1 protein-coding gene is annotated in these 504 nt (G+C 74.0%); it reads right to left on the reverse strand.

Features of this window, described 5'->3' with window-relative positions:
* Positions 1-453, reverse strand: a 453-nt coding sequence (locus AC27KI_RS27110) for a LytR/AlgR family response regulator transcription factor (protein WP_487117012.1), incomplete at its 3' end; no start/stop codon positions are given.
* Positions 454-504: the final 51 nt, after the last annotated feature.

The raw sequence follows: 504 nt of genomic DNA on the forward strand, positions 1-504 counted from the left end.
GCGCAGGCGGGCCAGCGTGGCCTCGAAGTCCAGCGCGGCGGGCGCGGCCTGCCGTGCGAGGGTGGCCTGCAGCTTCTGGACGGCCTTGCGCAGCCGCTCGGGCTGCACGGGCTTGAGCAGGTAGTCCACGGCCTGGGCCTCGAAGGCCTGCACGGCGTACTGGTCGTAGGCGGTCACGAACACCAGCGCGGGAAAGGGCGTGTCGGCCGGCCAGGCGTCGGCCAGCTCGGCGGCCGCCTCCAGGCCGCTCTGGCCCGGCATGCGGATGTCGAACAGCAGCACGTCGGGCCGCAGGTCCAGCGCCTGCTGCACGGCCGCGAGCCCGTCGCCCACGGTGGCGGCGATCTGAAGGTCCGGCCAGGCCCGGGCCAGCTCCTGGCGCAGGGCGGCGGCCAGCAGCGGTTCGTCTTCGGCGATCAGGGCGCGGGGCGCGCGGGAGGGCGGCAGGTTCATGGCAGCGGGGGATTCAAGGGAAATACGGCCCTGGCGCATGTTTCACTAGGG

The organism is Acidovorax sp. KPB24-03 (genome assembly GCF_057546605.1).